This window comes from Marinibaculum pumilum (genome assembly GCF_042646425.1).
Classification (GTDB): Bacteria; Pseudomonadota; Alphaproteobacteria; order Ferrovibrionales; family Ferrovibrionaceae; genus Marinibaculum; species Marinibaculum pumilum.
Genome location: NZ_JBHRTR010000031.1, coordinates 97,700 through 113,806, shown reverse-complemented (window position 1 = coordinate 113,806; position 16,107 = coordinate 97,700). Strand labels below are relative to the sequence as shown.

Annotated in this window: 18 protein-coding genes; 3 read left to right on the top strand and 15 right to left on the bottom strand. The window is 69.1% G+C overall.

Features of this window, described 5'->3' with window-relative positions; all coding sequences use genetic code 11:
* Positions 1–28: 28 nt before the first annotated feature.
* From gatB to gatC, 3 genes are read right to left on the bottom strand one after another with little or no spacing between them, the layout of a single operon-like run.
* Positions 29–1,498: an Asp-tRNA(Asn)/Glu-tRNA(Gln) amidotransferase subunit GatB gene (gene gatB / locus ACFOGJ_RS17980; RefSeq protein WP_379903064.1), complete on the bottom strand. Its 1,470-nt coding sequence runs from the start codon at positions 1,496–1,498 to the stop codon at positions 29–31.
* A 16-nt stretch (positions 1,499–1,514) separates the two neighbouring features.
* Positions 1,515–2,996, bottom strand: coding sequence for an Asp-tRNA(Asn)/Glu-tRNA(Gln) amidotransferase subunit GatA (gene gatA, locus ACFOGJ_RS17975; RefSeq protein ID WP_379903062.1), 1,482 nt, complete (start codon positions 2,994–2,996; stop codon positions 1,515–1,517).
* Complete coding sequence (gene gatC / locus ACFOGJ_RS17970) at positions 2,996–3,283, bottom strand: Asp-tRNA(Asn)/Glu-tRNA(Gln) amidotransferase subunit GatC (protein ID WP_379903060.1); 288 nt, start codon at positions 3,281–3,283, stop codon at positions 2,996–2,998. The genes gatA and gatC overlap by 1 nt, the downstream gene beginning before the upstream one ends.
* Positions 3,284–3,481: 198 nt before the next feature.
* Between gatC and ruvX the strand changes: the two genes are divergently transcribed.
* Positions 3,482–3,997, top strand: a complete 516-nt coding sequence (gene ruvX / locus ACFOGJ_RS17965; RefSeq protein ID WP_379903059.1) for a Holliday junction resolvase RuvX — start codon at positions 3,482–3,484, stop codon at positions 3,995–3,997.
* Between the two features lie 13 nt (positions 3,998–4,010).
* Here the strand turns inward: ruvX and ACFOGJ_RS17960 are convergent, their stop codons facing one another.
* The 11 genes from ACFOGJ_RS17960 to rpoZ all read right to left on the bottom strand — a co-directional run bounded on the left by ACFOGJ_RS17960 (position 4,011) and on the right by rpoZ (position 13,716).
* Complete coding sequence (locus tag ACFOGJ_RS17960; RefSeq protein ID WP_379903057.1) at positions 4,011–4,790, bottom strand: MOSC domain-containing protein; 780 nt, start codon at positions 4,788–4,790, stop codon at positions 4,011–4,013.
* 145 nt (positions 4,791–4,935) lie between these two features.
* Complete coding sequence (locus ACFOGJ_RS17955; RefSeq protein WP_379903055.1) at positions 4,936–5,421, bottom strand: PAS domain-containing protein; 486 nt, start codon at positions 5,419–5,421, stop codon at positions 4,936–4,938.
* Positions 5,422–5,433: 12 nt separating this feature from the next.
* Entirely contained in the window at positions 5,434–5,925 is a 492-nt protein-coding gene (locus tag ACFOGJ_RS17950; protein ID WP_379903053.1) for a PAS domain-containing protein, read from the bottom strand.
* Between the two features lie 145 nt (positions 5,926–6,070).
* A complete protein-coding gene (gene era, locus ACFOGJ_RS17945; RefSeq protein WP_449288593.1) occupies positions 6,071–7,075 on the bottom strand; it encodes a GTPase Era in 1,005 nt (334 codons plus the stop codon).
* Complete coding sequence (gene rnc, locus ACFOGJ_RS17940) at positions 7,072–7,821, bottom strand: ribonuclease III (protein WP_379903051.1); 750 nt, start codon at positions 7,819–7,821, stop codon at positions 7,072–7,074. The genes era and rnc overlap by 4 nt, the downstream gene beginning before the upstream one ends.
* A 46-nt stretch (positions 7,822–7,867) precedes the next feature.
* Positions 7,868–8,671 (bottom strand): signal peptidase I, encoded by an 804-nt coding sequence (gene lepB, locus ACFOGJ_RS17935; RefSeq protein ID WP_379903049.1) that lies wholly within the window; start codon positions 8,669–8,671, stop codon positions 7,868–7,870.
* Between the two features lie 255 nt (positions 8,672–8,926).
* The gene (gene acpS / locus ACFOGJ_RS17930; RefSeq protein WP_379903047.1) at positions 8,927–9,349 is read right to left on the bottom strand and encodes a holo-ACP synthase; all 423 of its coding nucleotides are present in this window, start codon (positions 9,347–9,349) and stop codon (positions 8,927–8,929) included.
* Between the two features lie 13 nt (positions 9,350–9,362).
* Complete coding sequence (locus tag ACFOGJ_RS17925) at positions 9,363–10,121, bottom strand: pyridoxine 5'-phosphate synthase (RefSeq protein ID WP_379903045.1); 759 nt, start codon at positions 10,119–10,121, stop codon at positions 9,363–9,365.
* 100 nt (positions 10,122–10,221) lie between these two features.
* On the bottom strand, positions 10,222–10,815 hold the full coding sequence (gene pyrE / locus ACFOGJ_RS17920; protein ID WP_379903043.1) for an orotate phosphoribosyltransferase: 594 nt from the start codon (positions 10,813–10,815) through the stop codon (positions 10,222–10,224).
* Between the two features lie 54 nt (positions 10,816–10,869).
* A complete protein-coding gene (locus ACFOGJ_RS17915; RefSeq protein ID WP_379903041.1) occupies positions 10,870–13,026 on the bottom strand; it encodes a RelA/SpoT family protein in 2,157 nt (718 codons plus the stop codon).
* 303 nt (positions 13,027–13,329) lie between these two features.
* A complete protein-coding gene (gene rpoZ / locus ACFOGJ_RS17910) occupies positions 13,330–13,716 on the bottom strand; it encodes a DNA-directed RNA polymerase subunit omega (RefSeq protein ID WP_379903039.1) in 387 nt (128 codons plus the stop codon).
* A 304-nt stretch (positions 13,717–14,020) separates the two neighbouring features.
* Here rpoZ and ACFOGJ_RS17905 point away from each other — a divergent pair, with 304 nt between their 5' ends.
* Entirely contained in the window at positions 14,021–14,677 is a 657-nt protein-coding gene (locus ACFOGJ_RS17905) for a LabA-like NYN domain-containing protein (protein WP_379903037.1), read from the top strand.
* A 31-nt stretch (positions 14,678–14,708) separates the two neighbouring features.
* Positions 14,709–15,383 carry a uracil-DNA glycosylase gene (locus tag ACFOGJ_RS17900; protein WP_379903035.1) on the top strand — a complete coding sequence of 225 codons (675 nt, stop codon included), beginning with the start codon at positions 14,709–14,711 and terminating at the stop codon, positions 15,381–15,383.
* 18 nt (positions 15,384–15,401) lie between these two features.
* On the opposite strand, the gene ACFOGJ_RS17895 is transcribed toward ACFOGJ_RS17900, so the two are convergent.
* Positions 15,402–16,031, bottom strand: a complete 630-nt coding sequence (locus tag ACFOGJ_RS17895) for a TetR/AcrR family transcriptional regulator (RefSeq protein WP_379903033.1) — start codon at positions 16,029–16,031, stop codon at positions 15,402–15,404.
* Positions 16,032–16,107 lie beyond the last annotated feature (76 nt).

Here is a 16,107-nt window from a genome sequence, read left to right as displayed (position 1 = left end):
CGGGCCCGGCACAGCCGCGCAGCCGCCCCTATCCGTTCAGCTTCTCCTTCAGGATCTCATTCACCGCCTGCGGATTGGCCTTGCCCTTGGTGGCCTTCATCACCTGGCCGACGAAGAAGCCGAACAGCTTGTCCTTGCCCGACCTGTATTCCGCCACCTTGTCCTGGTTGGCGTCCAGCACCTTGTCGACCTCGGCGGCGATGGCGCCGGTGTCAGTGACCTGGCGCAGGCCCTTCTCTTCCACGATGGCGGCGGCGTCCTGGCCGCTCTCCACCATCGCCTCGAACACTTCCTTGGCGATGCGGCCGGAGATCGTGTTGTCGGCGATCAGGTCGATCAGCCCGCCCAGCTTCTCCGCCGTGATGACGAAATCGTCCAGGTCCCGGCCCGACTTGTTCCAGGCGGCGAAGAAGTCGCCGGTCACCCAGTTCGCCACCATCTTCGGATCGCGGCCCGCCGCCACCTTCTCGTAGAAGGCGGCCGTCTCCACATCCGCGACAAGGACGCTGGCGTCATAGGCCGACAGGCCGAGGGACGACATGAAGCGGCCTTTCTTCTCGTCCGGCAGTTCCGGCAGGTCCTTGGCGATCTCCTCGATCCAGGCCGGGTCCAGCTCCAGCGGCAGCAGGTCGGGATCGGGGAAATAGCGGTAGTCGTGCGCCTCCTCCTTGGAGCGCATGGTCCGCGTCTCGCCTTTGGCCACGTCGTACAGCCGGGTCTCCTGGTCGATCGTGCCGCCATCCTCCAGGATGTCGATCTGGCGCCGCGCCTCGTAGCCGATCGCCTGCTGGACGAAGCGGATCGAGTTCACGTTCTTGATCTCGCAGCGGGTGCCGTAGCCCTCCCCCGGGCGGCGCACCGACACGTTCACATCAGCCCGCATCGAGCCCTGCTCCATATTGCCGTCGCAGGTGCCGAGATAGCGCAGGATGGTACGCAGCTTGCGCAGGTAGGCGCCCGCCTCTTCCGCGGAGCGCATATCGGGCTCCGACACGATCTCCATCAGCGCGACGCCGGACCGGTTCAGGTCGACGAAGGTCGCATCCGGCGCCTGGTCGTGCATGCTCTTGCCAGCATCCTGCTCCAGGTGCAGGCGGGTGATGCCGACCTCGCGGCTGGACCCGTCGGGCAGGTCGACCAGCACCTTGCCCTCGCCCACGATCGGGTGCTTGAACTGGCTGATCTGATAGCCCTGCGGCAGGTCGGCGTAGAAATAGTTCTTCCGGTCGAACACCGAATAGGGGTTGATCTGCGCCTTCAGGCCCAGGCCGGTGCGCACCGCCTGCTCCACGCAATAGGCATTGATCACCGGCAGCATGCCGGGCATTGCCGCGTCGACCAGGCTGACCTGGCTGTTCGGTTCGGCGCCGAAATCGGTCGCCGCGCCGGAGAACAGCTTCGCCTTGGAGGTGACCTGGGCATGCACCTCCAGCCCGATCACGATCTCCCAGGGACCGGTGGCGCCCTCGATCAGCGGCGCATCCGCATTATGCCCCATCCGTCCTGCTCCTCTCCTATGCCCACCAGGGCGCCGGCCGCGCGTCGAAGGCGGCGGCCTGTTCCAGCGCCCAGCCGATCCGCAGCACCATCGGCTCGTCGAACGGCCTGCCGATCACCTGCAGGCCGAGCGGCAGGCCGCCCGCATCCAGCCCCGCCGGCAGCGACAAAGCGGGCAGTCCCGACAGGCTGGCCGGCACGGTGAACACGTCGTTCAGGTACATCGCGATCGGGTCGTCGACCTTGGCGCCGATCGGGAACGCGGCCGAGGGCGCCGTCGGCGCCAGAAGCGCGTCCACCGTCTCGAAGGCATCGGTGAAGTCCTGGCGGATCCGGCTGCGCACCTTCTGCGCCTTCAGGTAGTAGGCATCGTAATAGCCCGCCGACAGCACGTAGGTGCCGATCAGGATGCGCCGCTGCACCTCCGCGCCGAAGCCCTCGGCGCGGGTTTTCTCGTACATCTCGATCAGGTCCTTGCCGGGCACCCGCAGGCCGTAGCGCACCCCGTCATAGCGCGCCAGGTTGGAGGAGGCCTCCGCCGGCGCGACGATGTAGTAGGCGGCCAGTGCGTATTTCGTGTGCGGCAGGGAGACCTCGTGGATCTCCGCCCCCTGTTCCTGCAGCCAGGCGACACCCTTGTCCCACAGCGCGGCGATCTCAGCCGGCATGCCGTCGATGCGATACTCCTTCGGCACGCCGATCCGCAGGCCCTTCACGCCGGCGTCCAGGGTCGCCTCGTAGTCGGGCACCGGCCGGTCGACGCTGGTCGAATCTTTCGGGTCGAAGCCCGCCATGCCGCCCAGCAGGATCGCCGCGTCGCGCACGTCGCGCGCGAACGGGCCCGCCTGGTCAAGGGAGGAGGCATAGGCGACGATGCCCCAGCGCGAACAGCGGCCGTAGGTCGGCTTGACCCCGGTGATGCCGCAATAGGCCGCCGGCTGGCGGATCGAGCCGCCGGTATCGGTGCCGGTCGCACCCGGCACCACGCCGGCGGAGACCGCCGCCGCCGAACCGCCGGAGGAACCGCCGGGCACCAGGTCGGTATCGCCGGCCCGCCAGGGATTCTTCGCCGCGCCGAAATGGCTGTTCTCGTTCGACGAGCCCATCGCGAACTCGTCCAGGTTGGTCTTGCCCACCATCACCGCGCCGGCGGCGAACAGGTTGGCCGTCACCGTGGATTCGTAGGGCGGCACGAAACCGTCGAGGATATGGCTCGCCGCCGTGGTGCGCACCCCCTCGGTACAATAGACGTCCTTTACCGCGATCGGGATCCCCGCCAGCGGCCCGGCGGTGCCGGCCTTCAGCGCGGCATCGGCGGCATCGGCCTGCGCCAGCGCCCGTTCCGGCGTCTCGGTGATGAAGGCGTTCAGCGGCCGCGCGGCTGCCATCGCCGCGATCGCCGCCTCGGCCAGTTCCCGCGCGGAGAGCCGCCGCGCCTGCAGCTCCTCGCGCAGCGCGGCGATGCCCTTGCCCGCCAGTTCCCCTGCCCCGCCGGCCATCACTCGACCACCTTCGGCACGGTGTAGAAACCGTCGGTGGCATCCGGCGCATTCGCCAGCACCTTGTCGGGGATGCCGCCGTCGGTGACGATGTCCGGCCGCTGCCGCAGGCTGGTCTCCACCGCGGAGGTCAGCGGCGGCACGCCGTCGGTATCCACCTCGTTCAGCTGCTCCACCCAGGAGAGGATATCGTTGAGGTCCTTCTGCAGGCCCGGCAGGGCGGCGTCATCGACGCGGATGCGCGCCAGCCGGGCGATCTTGCGCACGGTTGCTTCGTCAAGCGACATGGGTCCCCCGTCGGCGGGAAAGGCGGCAGCGGCACGGGCCCCGCGCGCGCAAGCAGGCGGCACCCGGCCATGCCGGAAATGGAAGAGGCAGGATGTATCACCGGGCAGCCCCAGTGAACAAGATGAGCGCAGGGAACAAGATGAGCGCAGGGAACAAGATGAGCGCGCGCCTCCGCGGGCGCCAGGCCAGCGGATCTCATGGCGCGGCGGCGTAGGGGCGGCGCCCGCCACGGACCGCCGCCCGGCGAACTGCCGTCGATCCCCGCCCTGGCAGAGGCGGTGCCGCCGACGCAGCGCCTGCTGGCGCTGGACCTGGGCTCGAAAACCATCGGCATCGCCATCGCCGATGCCGGGCGCCGGATCGCCACGCCGCTGGAGACCCTGCAGCGGGGCAAGGCGTCCGCCGACCTGGCCGCCCTGCAGGCGATTGCCGAAGGGCGCGAGGTCGGCGGCCTGATCTTCGGCCTGCCGATCAACATGGACGGCAGCGAGGGGCCGCGCTGCCAGTCGGCGCGGGCGATGGCGCGCAACCTGCACGCGGCGATGGGCCTGCCCTACGCGTTCTGGGACGAGCGGATGTCCACCATGGCCGTCACCCGCACCCTGCTGGAGGCCGATGCCTCCCGCGCCCGCCGGGCAGAGGTCGTGGACAAGCTGGCCGCCGCCTACATCCTGCAGGGCGCGTTGGACCTGCTGGGGGCGGCGCGACTCTAGCGGCGACCGAGCCTCAGGCCGGCGGGGTAAGGCTGTCGCCGGCGGCGATCGTGCCGCCCCCCGTCACGCTCAGATAGACCCCCATATCGCCATGGCCGTAGCGGCGCATCAATTCGGTCGGCAACTTGATGTCCCGCTCGGCCGTGTCGGGGTTGACCTCCGTCGCCGCGCAGCGCCGGGTGCGCAGCACGCCCTCGAACGTCACTTCGCCGATGCGCACCGGCTTGCCGACCCAGTCCAGTTCCGCCCAGGGTTCCAGTCCATCCACCAGCAGGTTGCCGCGGAAACGGCGCGGATCGACCGGCCGGCCGAGATCCGCCTCGAAGGCGCGGACCGAGGCGAGGTTGATCAGCGAGACAGCCTCCATCATCTCCGGCGAAACGACGCTGACATCGGTGAAGCGGTGGCCCGCCTGCTCCACCAGGCGCGGCGGCCCCTTCAGGTCGTCGCCCATGAAGCCGGCGATCGCCGTCTCGACCGCTGCACGTCCCGCCGCGCTGTCGAGCCGCCCCCTGCCAAGGTCGCTGCCGCCGGCGGACAGTTGCAGCTCGGTGCTGGCGGGGTCGTAGCGGCTGCTCAGCGCGGCGAGACGGGCGTGGCGCATCAGCACAACGAACATCGTCTTGGGCAGCGGCTTCGGGTTGTCCGGATCGATCCGCGTCTCCGCCAGGGCCAGGGCGTAGCGGCGGTCGTCCTGCAGCCCCCGGCCCGCTTCCAGCGGCGCCTGCGTCAGCGCCTCTCCGGTCAGGCCCTTGACGGCAAAACGGGTGATGGAGATCAGGTGTGGCGCCATGGCTGGGATCCGCTGCACTGGAAGGAGGGGGGCCTGGAAACGGCCCGCAAGGGGGCGGTCGGGCCGCCGCCCGCCGTCGATGGTGATAGCGCCGGCGACGGCGTCGGACTTGATCCAGAGTGCATGGCCGCAGGGCCGGCAGCGATCAGCTGTCGAAATGCAGGCACAGCATCAGCATGTTCACCCGGGCGCCGTCGTCCGACAGCGGCATCACCACAACGCGGAAGCGGACATGCTGCTTTCCCACGAAAAGCAGGGTGCCGGAGAAGAACAGCGGCACGCCCTGCGCCACCACCTTTTCGTACAGCCGCATGAAGGCGTCGAGGGACGGGCCGGCATAGATCTCCTCGAGCCACTGGCCGGTCCGGTCGCGGCCGGTCCATTCCACGATGCGCGAGCCGATCAGCCGCCAGCGGAAGCGCCGCGGATCCTCCGTCACGTCGAGCAGGCTGACATGGCCCATCCAGGGAAGCAGCTCCGCCGGCTTGAAGTCGGCCCGTGACGGCGGCCCGCTCCCGCCCGCCTTCTCCCGCCACAGGTCGAGCAGGCCGTTGAGGTCGGCCAGGTCCGGAAAGCCCTCCGGGGCCTCCTGGATGTCGATCGCGTCGAAGCGTTCCGGCGCCGCTGCCACGGTCGGCTCCGCTCAGTCGAACTGGAGACAGAGCAGCAGCATGTTCACCGGTGCATCGCCCTCGGCCAGGGGCAGGTGCACGGAATTGAAATGGATGAACTCCTTGCCGACGAACTCCAGGTCGCCGCGGAGGTAGACCGGCAGCCGCCTGTCGGTGGCCCTGGAATAGCATTCGACATAGCTATCCAGCATCTGGCCCTCGTACAGGTCGTCGAACCAGCATCCGGTCGCGTCGCGGCCCATCTTCTCCGCGATCATCGATCCGACGAGGCGCCAGCGGAAGCGGCGCGGTGCATGCTCCACGTCGACAAGGCTGACGAAGCCGATCCAGGGAAAAAGATCTGCATGGCTGAAGTCGCTACGGGCCGGCAAGCGGCCCTCGCCGCCCTTGCTGCGCCAAAGGTCGACCAGTGCACAGATCCCGGGATCAGCCGGGAAGCCATCCGGAACCTCGGTCAGGTTCAGGTTCCGGATCTCGCGCCATGCGAATTGCGCACTGCCCAATGGCGTCCCCGTTCATCGGCAATGCCGGTCGGCAGGCCGGCGCGGCGGCACCGGCAGCGACGGCCAGGTCATGTCGCTGCGAGTATAGCCCAATCGCCAGGACACACCCCAGATCAAATGGCGTAGCCGGTCATCCCGCAGCGCGTCACGAGCCCTTGCCGCGACCCGGCCTGGCCCCCCTCGTCTTCGGGAATTCCAGGCCCATGGCGTTGTAGCGCTCCGGGTCGTCCTCCCAGTTGCCGCGGACCTTCACGAACAGGAACAGGTGGACCTTGGTGCCGAACAGCTCTTCCAGCTCCTGCCGCGCGGCGCTGCCGATGGCACGGATGGTGCGCCCGCCTTTGCCCAGGACGATGGGGCGGTGGCTCTCGCGCGCGACGAACACCACCTGCTCGATGCGCAGGGACCCGTCTGGCTGCTCGGTCCAGGCCTCGGTTTCCACGGTGGAGGCGTAGGGCAGTTCCTCGTGCAGGCGCAGGAACAGCTTCTCCCGCGTGATCTCGGCGGCCAGCACCCGTTCCGTGACGTCGGAGACCTGGTCGCCGGGATAGAGCCAGGGTCCTTCCGGCACGGCCTGCGACAGCCAGGCCGTCAGGTCCGCCACGCCGCTGCCGTCGAGGGCGGAGATCATGAAGGTGCGCTCGCAGGGCAGCAGGTCGTTCACCGCCGCAGACAGCGCCAGCAGGCCCTCCCGCCGCACCTTGTCCACCTTGTTGAGCACCGCGACCACGCGCGCGCCACGCTCCTTAAGGCGACGCGCGATGTGGCGCACCTCCTCCGTCACGCCGCCGGCGGCGTCGACCAGCAGCAGCGCCAGGTCGGCATCCCGCGCCCCGCCCCAGGCCGCCCGCACCATCGCCTGGTCCAGCCGCCGGCGCGGCCGGAAGATGCCCGGCGTATCGACGAACACGATCTGTGCCGGGCCCGCCACGGCGATGCCGATCATGCGGGTGCGGGTGGTCTGCACCTTCGGGCTGACGATCGAGACCTTGCTGCCCACGATCCGGTTCATCAGGGTGGACTTGCCCGCGTTCGGCGCACCGAGCAGGGCGACCAGGCCGCATCTCGGCGCGCCTGCCGCCGCGTGGTCGCGGTCGCCGCCTTCGCCACCACCGCCGGTTCCGTCCAGATCTGTCCCGTCGCCGTTCACGCGTCCAGCCTCTTCAGTGCCGCGGCCGCCGCCATCTGCTGCGCCGCGCGTTTCGATCGTCCCTCTCCTTCGGCTTCGGACTGCGCCAGGCCGGGGATATGGACGGTGACGGCAAAGACCGGCGCATGGGCCGGTCCGCTGCGCCGGTCCTCGTAGACCGGCATCGGATGGCCGCGGCCGGCGGCCCATTCCTGCAGCCGGGTCTTTGCATCCTTCCGGTCGGTCGGCGCCTGGTCCAGCAGCGGTTCGAAGCGCGGCAGGATGAAGTCGCGCGCCGCGGCCATGCCGCCGTCGAGATACAGCGCCGCGATCACCGCCTCGCACACATCGGCGAGGATCGAGGGATTCTCCGCCCCGCCGGCCTCACGCATGTCCGGGCTCATCGCGATATGCGGGCCCAGCGGCACGGCACGCGCCACGCCGGCCAGGCTCTCCTGCCGCACCAGCGCGTTCAATCGACGTGCAAGCTCGCCCGCATCGGCCTCCGGGTAGCGTGCGAACAGCCGCTCGGTGATCACCAGCGCCAGCACCCGGTCGCCCAGGAACTCGAGCCGGTCATAGTCGGCACGCCCAACAGCGCCGCCGCGCCGCGCCGCGGCGGCAGGCGGCGCCTGGTTGCAGGACGCATGGGTCAGGGCACGCCGCAGCAGGCCCGGATCCCGGAACCCGTGGCCCAGCGCCGGCGCCAAATCCGCTGCCAGCGCGGCCGCCGATGACGGACCCGTCCTGTCCGGCACGTCGCTCATGCCCGGCACGGCCCGCGGCGCAAGGCGCAGCTGTGCCCGGGAGAGGTCAATCGACCAATGTCAGAAGCCTGTTCCACCGGATCGCCGTGGGCCAGGTCCAGGGCTCGAACACCGACCCGCTGCCATTGACGGAGAAGAACAGCACCTCCGCCTCGCCCACCAGGTTATCGAACGGCACATATCCGACCCCCCGGTCGCTGGGGACCCGGCTGTCGACCGAATTGTCACGATTGTCCCCCATTGCGAAATAATGGCCATCGGGGACGACATAGACGTCGGTATTGTCGCTCATCGAGCGGGGATAGGCGTCCAGCACGCGATAGCTGACGCCGCCGGGCAGGGTCTCCACATATTGCGGGATGCGCCGCATATTGCCGCCCGGATCGCGGTAGGTGAAATCCTCGATCTGCTTCCGCGGCACCGGCGTGCCGTTCAGGATGACCTGCCCGTTGGTCACCTGGATACGGTCGCCCGGCAGGCCGATGATCCGCTTGATATAGTCTGTGGCATTGTCGCGCGGCAGCTTGAAGACCACCACGTCGCCGCGGTCCGGCTGCGACGCCAGGATCCGCCCGTCGAACAGCGGCAGGCTGAACGGCAGCGAGTAGCGGCTGTAGCCATAGGCGAATTTCGACACGAACAGATAGTCGCCGACCAGCAGGTTCGGCAGCATCGATTCCGACGGGATGTTGAACGGCTCGAAGGCGAAGGTGCGGATGCCCAGGGCGATCAGCACCGCGTAGACCACGGTCCGCAGGGTCTCCGCGAAGCCGCCATCGCCGGCCAGCCCGACCGCCGCCAGGCTGCGGCCGAAAAAGCCGCGCTGCGCTTGTGTATGTTTCTTTGTCATGCTCGGTCTGGGTTTACGCCGGACGTTCGGGCGCGGGCCGGTTCCGGCAACGGCCGGACGACCCGGAATCGGCCGCCCTCGCAACGGGCACCGCGACAGGATGCGCTGCACAGGGACGCGCTCAGGGCATAGCCCAATCCGGCCGCGCCGTCGATACGTTGCGCCATTCCGCCGCTGCCGCTCACCCGCAGCGCCCCTGCCGGACGCGCCCCTGCCGGACGCGCCGGCCCGGCCCCCTTGCCGGCCCTGTCATCGTCATTGCGGCAGCCGCGCGGCAAGCTCGGCCGGCACCGCGGTAATGATGACCAGCGCCTGCGCCTGCGGCGGCTCGTCTGTGATGGTCAGGTCGAGCCGCGCCACATAGCCGTCGGGGGTGATCTCCTCCAGCCGGCGCAGGGCGCCGTTGGTCAGCGCCATGGTCGGCTTGCCGCTGCGCAGGTTCACCACGCCGAGGTCGCGCCAGAACACGCTGCGCCGGAAGCCCGTGCCCAGCGCCTTGGAGCAGGCCTCCTTGGCGGCATAGCGTCGCGCATAGGAGGCGGCGCGCTGGTAGCGGCGGTCGCATTTCTGCCGCTCCAGTTCGGTGAAGCAGCGCTGGGTGAAGCGCTCGCCGAACCGTTCCAGGGTCTTCTCGATGCGGCGGATGTCGATGATGTCGCTGCCGATGCCGATGATCATGGGCGGGCCGCACTCATGCGGACCGGGCGCCGACCGCGTCGGCGCGGGCCTTGTCCATCAGGGCGCGCATCCGCTTGATGGTGGAATCCAGTCCGCCGAAGATCGCCTCGCCCACCAGGAAATGGCCGATATTCAGTTCCGCCACGGTCGGAATGGCGGCGATCGGCGCCACCGTGTCGAAGGCCAGGCCATGGCCGGCATGGCATTCCAGGCCCAGCGCCTCGGCCTCGGCGGCGGCGTCCAGGATCCGGCCCAGATGACGGTCGCGCTCCGCGCCCGGCGCGGCGTCGCAATAGGCGCCGGTATGCAGTTCCACCACCGGCGCGCCCATCGCCTTGGCCACGGCCAGCTGCACCCGGCTCGGCTCGATGAACAGGGAGACCCGGATGCCGGCCTCGGACAGCCGTGCGATATACGGCTCCAGGTGCCTGTGATGCGCAGCGACGTCCAGGCCGCCCTCGGTGGTGCGCTCCTCGCGCTTCTCCGGCACCAGGCAGCAGGCATGCGGCCGGTGGCGCAGGGCGATGGCCAGCATCTCCTCGGTCGCCGCCATCTCCAGGTTCAGCGGCAGCTCGATCTCCGCCGTCAGCCGCTCGATATCCCGGTCGGAGATATGGCGGCGATCCTCCCGCAGGTGGGCGGTGATGCCGTCGGCACCCGCCTGCGCCGCCATCGCGGCAGCGCGCACCGGGTCGGGATGCACGCCGCCGCGGGCATTCCGGATCGTGGCGACATGGTCGATATTCACCCCAAGACGCAGGCGCTGGGTCATGGCTGTCGGGCCTCCGGCTGCGGAAACGTTCGGACGGGCACTTTAGGCCGGCCGGCGGGGCGGCGATAGCCTCCCCCGCCGTCGGAGGGTGCGGGACGGCCTAGCTGGGCCGCAGGCCGCCGCTGCCCGGCTTGCTCGCGGGGATCGCCGCCAGCTCCGGCGGCAGGGCGTCAGCCGGATAGGCCGGCACCGACAGGGTGCAGAGCGCGATCAGCGGCACGCCGACATCGGCACGGCCATCCGATCGGTCGATCAGGCTGACGGCGGCGACCGGCACCCCGCCATGGTCGCGGATGCAGTCCATGCATTGCCGGGTGGAACCGCCGGTGGTCACCACATCCTCCGCCACCACGACCCGCTGGCCCGGCTCGATCGCGAAGCCGCGGCGCAGGGCGAAGCCCTCGCCCACCCGCTCGGCGAAGATCGCGGGCCGGCCCAGCTGCCGGCCGAGTTCGTAGCCGACGACGATGCCGCCTGTGGCCGGCGCGCAGACCAGGTCGATGCCGTCCGCGCCGAAGCGTTCCGTCAGCCGCCGCGCCAGCTCGGCGCAGAGCGCCGCCGCGCGCTCCGGATGCATCAGCACCCGGGCGGACTGCAGGTACATCGGCGAGTGCAGGCCGGAGGCCAGAACGAAATGCCCCTCCAGCAGGGCGCCGCTTTCGCGGTAGTGACGGAGCACGTCTTCCTTGTCCATTCTTCCCCCTAAATGACTGCGCCTGAGGGATGCCACCCGTTGGCTGCCAGTGCCTCAACCGCGCGACCGTTCCACGGCGGAGATCGCCGGATCGGTCCGCAGGGAGGCGATGATATCGCCCAGATGGGTGACGTCGCGCACCTCGATATCGACCAGCAGCTCGAACAGGTCCTGCGTGCGGTTGACGATCTTCAGGTTGGTGATGTTGCCGCCCTGGCGGGCGATCACCGTGGTCAGCGCCGACAGCGAGCCGACATCGTTGCGCACCACCGTCGCCAGTCGGCCGACATGGTCGACGTCGTTGCCGGCATCCGCCCAGCTGACATGCAGCCAGCGCTCCGGCGTCTGGCTGAACTGCTCCAGGGTCTCGCAGTCCAGGGTATGGACGGTGACCCCCTTTCCGGTGGTCACGATGCCGACGATCCGGTCGCCCGGCAGCGGGTGGCAACAGCCGGCATAATGCACCGCCATGCCCGGAATCAGCCCCTGCAGCGGCACCGGCTGCTCGCGCTCCCGCGGGCGCGCCTGCTGGCTGCGGGCGCGCTCCAGCGGGATCACCTCCGCGCCCTCATGCTCCTTGCGCTTGCGGGCGGCCGGAAACAGCACGCCGGTCACGGTGCCGGCATTCACGGTGCCGTTGCCGATCGCGACATGCAGGTCCTCCACCGTCGCACACTGGAAGCGCTCGAGGTTGGCCGCCAGCGGCTTCTCGGTGTAGCGGCGGCCGGCCTCGCGGAACGCCTTCTGCAGGATCGCCTTGCCCAGGCTGGCATATTCGGACCGCTGCTGGTTGCGGATGAAGCGCCGCACATTGGCGCGCGCCTTGCCGGTGACCAGGATGTTCTCCCAGTTCGGCGAGGGCTGCGCCTTGGGCGAGGTGATGATCTCGATCTGGTCGCCGTTCTGCAGTTCCGTGCGCAGCGGCAGGATGCGGCCGTTGATCTTGGCGCCCACGGTATGGTTGCCGACGTCGGAATGGACGGCATAGGCGAAGTCGATCGGCGTCGCCCCGCGCGGCAGGGCGATCAGGTCCCCTTTCGGCGTGAAGCAGAAGACCTGATCCTGGAACATGTTGAGCTTGGTGTTCTCCAGGAATTCCTCCGGGTCGGAGGCGTTCTCCAGGATGTCCAGAAGCTCGCGCAGCCAGCGATAGCTGTTCTTGTCCGCCTTGTCCGACGGCGTCTTGTAGTACCAGTGGGCGGCCACGCCGATCTCCGCCACCTCGTGCATGGCGCGGGTCCGGATCTGGATCTCCACCCGCTGGCTGTTGGGGCCGATCACCGTGGTGTGGATGCTCTGGTACTGGTTCGGCTTCGGCGTCGAGATGAAGTCCTTGAAGCGGCCCGGCACCATCCGCCAGGTAGAATGGACGACGCCGAGCGCGCCGTAGCAGTCCGGCACATTGTCGACAACGACCCGGAAGGCGATGACGTCGGACAGCTGCTCGAACGCCACGTTCTTCTGCTGCATCTTGCGCCAGATGCTGAACGGCGACTTTTCCCGCCCGGCCACCTTGCAGGCGATCCCGGCCTCGTCCAGGACCCTCTGCAATTCCTCCGTGACGTGCCGCACCGTGTCGCTGCCCTCGGCCCGCAGGTAGTTCAGGCGGGCAAGCACGCTTTCGCGGCCCTCGGGGTTCATCTCCGAAAAGGCGAGGTCTTCCAGTTCCGCCTTCATCTCCTGCATGCCGATCCGGTCGGCCAGCGGCGCGTAGATCTCCATCGTCTCGCGCGCGATGCGGCGGCGCTTCTCCTCCGACGGGATGTATTTCAGGGTCCGCATATTGTGCAGCCGGTCGGCCAGCTTCACCAGCAGTACCCGGATGTCGGCCGACATGGCCAGCAGCAGCTTGCGGAAATTCTCCGCCTGGCGTGAGCGGTCGGACTGCATCTCGATGCGCGACAGCTTGGTGACGCCGTCGACCAGCTGCAGGATGTCCCTGCCGAACAGCTGCTCGATCTCCGCCGGCGTGGCGGCGGTATCCTCCAGGGTGTCGTGCAGCAGCGCGGTCACGATGGTGGCGCCGTCCAGCCGCATGTCGGCCAGGATGCCTGCCACCTCCACCGGGTGGGAGAAATAGGGATCGCCGGAGGCCCGCTTCTGGGTGCCATGCGCGCGCATCGTGAAGACATAGGCGCGGTTCAGGACATCCTCGTCGGCATCCGCGTCATAGTCGCAGACCTTTTCGACGAGTTCGACCTGACGCAACACGATCCCTGCCCTCCAGCTGGCGGTGTCCGGCAGGACGCCCCTGCCCCACGACACGGCGCGCCCCGCTACGCAAGCGGCCCGCCCCGGACCGGCATCCATGCCGGTCCGGCCCCAGGACCGCTTCAAAAGTATATAGGAGGTTGCGCCGGTTTCGGCAGGCCATAACTGCGCACGGGGCGCAGGCATGCATTGCGCGCAGGCGGGTGCCGGGACGCTCAGTTCATGTCGGCTGCCGGCTCGCCACGGGACTGCCCCGACAGGGAAGAGGGGCCGGCAGGCATGAAGGGCCTTGCGGCCCTTCGGTCACTCGTCGCTGTAGCCGCCGGGCGGGGTCGGCGCCGATGCGGCGGTGGGCGAGCCGGTCGGCGGGCCGGACGTGCGGCCGCTTTCGTCCTGCGCCACGGCGGCCCAGTCGCCGGCCTGCATCAGGGCGGCCATATTGTCCTCTTCCGGCTCGTCCACCTCGACATGCTTCTGCATGGAGCCGATCAGGCCCTGCCGCAGGTCGTCGGTGGAGACGGTGTGGTCCGCGATCTCCCGCAGGGCGACGACGGGGTTCTTGTCGTTGTCGCGGTCGACGGTCAGCGGCGCGCCGGCAGAAACGGCGCGGGCGCGCTGCGCGGCCAGCAGGACGAGTTCGAAGCGGTTCGGGACGCGGGTGACGCAGTCCTCAACGGTGACGCGAGCCATAGACGGGGTCCATTTCGCATTTTGTTCCGGTACGGGATGGGCCGGAAACTATCCATTCGACCCGTCGAATTCAAGCGCTGCGGGGAAAGGTCGCGGAAAACGGCGGCTTCCGGCAAAAGCCGCTTGCCAATCGGCCGCCACCCGCTATGTAAGTCTTGGGCGAAGACAGAAAACAGCTGGCTGCGGCCCGAATCACTCAGCAATTACGTGCCGCCGACGAATGGCCCGTCGAACAGGGTCCGATAAACCTATAATTGCGTCATATATTGCGTGACAATTTTTGCCTGTCTGAAGGATCATCACAATGTCTCAATATTATCCTGAGCGCATCGGGCTGTTTATCGATGGCGCCAACCTTTATTCCGCCGCCCGCTCCCTCGGCGCTGACATAGACTACAAGCGTCTTCTTGAAGAATTTTCGTCACGCGGGCGGCTTATCCGCGCATTCTATTACACGGCCCTCGTCGAGGATCAGGAATATTCGCCGATCCGTCCCCTGATCGACTGGCTCGACTACAATGGCTTCACCATGGTGACGAAGCCGACGAAGGAATTCACCGACGCCTCGGGCCGGCGCAAGATCAAGGGCAATATGGACATCGAGCTGGCGATCGACGTGCTGGAGATGTCCGAGCATCTGGAACATGTCGTCATCTTCTCCGGCGACGGCGATTTCCGCCGCCTGGTGGAGGCGGTGCAGCGCAAGGGCGTGCGGGTCAGCATCGTCTCCTCGGTGCGCACACAGCCGCCGATGGTGGCCGACGAACTGCGCCGGCAGGCCGACGAGTTCATCGAGCTGGCCGACCTGATGTCGAAGATCCAGCGCGACCCCGCGCATCGCGCCCAGGCGCAGGCCCGCCGCCAGACCGTCGAGGACCAGGCGCCCGACGACGATGACGACTACGATCCCGGCTATGAAGAGGATTACGACGATCACGGGGCGTTCCATCGCCCGGTCTGACGGCCACCCAGCCGTCGCCGGCTGCTGACCCATGCCGTCCGCCATCCGCCCGGCGCCGCCGCCCGACTGCCCCGCCTGTCCCCGTCTGGCCGACTTCCGCCAGGCGAACAGGGCGCTCTACCCGGCCTTCCACAATGCGCCGGTCCCGTCCTTCGGGCCGGCGGATGCCGGCTTGCTGATCGTCGGCCTGGCACCGGGCCTGAAGGGCGCGAACCAGACCGGTCGCCCCTTCACCGGGGATTATGCCGGCGACCTGCTCTACGCCACCCTGCTGCAGTTCGGCTTCGCCACCGGCCGGTACGGGGCCCATGCCGGGGACGGGCTGCAGCTGCGGGGCTGCCGGATCACCAATGCGGTCCGCTGCGTGCCGCCGCAGAACAAGCCGGTCGGCGCGGAGATCCGGACCTGCCGGCCGTTCCTGCTGCCCGAACTGACCGCCGCGCCGGCCCCCCGCGCGGTGCTGGCGCTGGGCAAGGTGGCGCATGATTCCACCCTCACCGCGCTGGGGCGCAAGCTGTCGGCCCACCCCTTCCGGCACGGCGCGCGCCATGACCTGCATGTCGGGGAGCCCTCGGGCGGCCCGGCGCTTTTCGACAGCTATCACTGCTCCCGCTACAACACGAATACCGGCCGCCTGACGGAGGCGATGTTTCACGACGTGTTTGCCGGGATCCGCGACTGGCTCGACGCGCCGGACCGCCGCTAACGCGGCACGGGCGGGCGCTCAGCCGCCGCCCTGGCGCTCCCTGCCGCCTGTCCCTTCCTGCGCCATGCCTTCCATCGCGGCAGCTGCCGAGCTCAGGATCTCGTCCTGGACAGGGCCCGGACCGGCCGCCCTGGCCAGCAGCACCGCCCCCGCCAGGAGCGACAGGGTCGCCCAGCCCGACGCCGGTGCCTTGCCGCCCGCCGCGCCCGCATCGCTGCCGTCGGCAGGGCCGGCGCTGTCCGCGGCCGCGGCCGCCCGCCGCGCGCCCTCCTGGAACAGGATCCGCGCGGCCTCGCCGCCCCGCGCGACATCCGGGGTCAGGGTCGGCAGCAGACAGCCCTGCCCAGGCGATCCGACATGCTGCGGGCCCAGATACCAGCCGGCAAGGGCCGCCGGCCAGCCGTCCGGCTGCGCCCGGCGGAGCTGCACGATGCCGGCAGAGAGCCGCTCGACCCCGTCCTGCACCACGGCCTCGAACAGCTTCTCCTTCGAGCCGAAGGCGCGATAGATCGCGCCGGAGGTCACGCCGGCCGCCTGCGCGACCGCATCGACCCCGGTGCCCGCCAGGCCGCCCTCCCGGTACAGCCGGGCGGCCGCGCCCAGGATCCGCTTCCGCGTGGCTTCACTATGCTCTCGGGAATAACGCATGAGCTTCCTCGTTCCACCGCCGGGATCCGCCAGTCCCCCTCGGAACCTGGACGACGATAGCCGTTGCGGCGTATAG

Coding starts and splice junctions, on each gene's coding strand:
- lepB (WP_379903049.1), bottom strand. CDS start 8,671: ATGACAAAGAAACATACACAAGCGCAGCGCGGCTTTTTCGGCCGCAGC.
- rpoZ (WP_379903039.1), bottom strand. CDS start 13,716: ATGGCTCGCGTCACCGTTGAGGACTGCGTCACCCGCGTCCCGAACCGC.
- ACFOGJ_RS17905 (WP_379903037.1), top strand. CDS start 14,021: ATGTCTCAATATTATCCTGAGCGCATCGGGCTGTTTATCGATGGCGCC.
- ACFOGJ_RS17895 (WP_379903033.1), bottom strand. CDS start 16,031: ATGCGTTATTCCCGAGAGCATAGTGAAGCCACGCGGAAGCGGATCCTG.
- gatC (WP_379903060.1), bottom strand. CDS start 3,283: ATGTCGCTTGACGAAGCAACCGTGCGCAAGATCGCCCGGCTGGCGCGC.
- pyrE (WP_379903043.1), bottom strand. CDS start 10,815: ATGGACAAGGAAGACGTGCTCCGTCACTACCGCGAAAGCGGCGCCCTG.
- ACFOGJ_RS17900 (WP_379903035.1), top strand. CDS start 14,709: ATGCCGTCCGCCATCCGCCCGGCGCCGCCGCCCGACTGCCCCGCCTGT.
- rnc (WP_379903051.1), bottom strand. CDS start 7,821: ATGAGCGACGTGCCGGACAGGACGGGTCCGTCATCGGCGGCCGCGCTG.
- acpS (WP_379903047.1), bottom strand. CDS start 9,349: ATGATCATCGGCATCGGCAGCGACATCATCGACATCCGCCGCATCGAG.
- ACFOGJ_RS17960 (WP_379903057.1), bottom strand. CDS start 4,790: ATGGCGCCACACCTGATCTCCATCACCCGTTTTGCCGTCAAGGGCCTG.
- ruvX (WP_379903059.1), top strand. CDS start 3,482: ATGGCGCGGCGGCGTAGGGGCGGCGCCCGCCACGGACCGCCGCCCGGC.
- ACFOGJ_RS17925 (WP_379903045.1), bottom strand. CDS start 10,121: ATGACCCAGCGCCTGCGTCTTGGGGTGAATATCGACCATGTCGCCACG.
- gatA (WP_379903062.1), bottom strand. CDS start 2,996: ATGGCCGGCGGGGCAGGGGAACTGGCGGGCAAGGGCATCGCCGCGCTG.
- gatB (WP_379903064.1), bottom strand. CDS start 1,498: ATGGGGCATAATGCGGATGCGCCGCTGATCGAGGGCGCCACCGGTCCC.